This is a genomic window from Ulvibacter sp. 2210JD10-4 (genome assembly GCF_058148525.1).
The window spans coordinates 1-239 of sequence record NZ_JBYVJZ010000090.1; the positions used below are offsets into that span (position 1 = coordinate 1).

At 35.6% G+C, this 239-nt stretch carries 1 protein-coding gene; it reads left to right on the top strand.

Annotated features, from left to right (window positions below; genetic code table 11):
• Positions 1-239, top strand: a 239-nt coding sequence (locus ACY2RT_RS15595) for a hypothetical protein (protein WP_490156830.1), incomplete at both ends; no start/stop codon positions are given.

The window sequence follows — 239 nt, forward strand, 5'->3', positions numbered from 1 at the left end:
GAAGACGGACTTGTTGGCTTTGGTTCTGAAGCTAGGGAAGAAAGACGTATAGAAAGAGAAAAAAGAAATGTGGAAAGAATGGAAAAGCGCGTGAAAATACTTGAGAAAATGAAGGAAGAAAGACGTGTGGAAAGAGAAAAGAGAAGAAAAGAGATAGCCAAACGTTTAGAAAGTAAGCAGGTAAAGTTAAAAGAAATACAAAAACGCAATAAAGAAAAGGCAGAAGAAATAGAAAACAG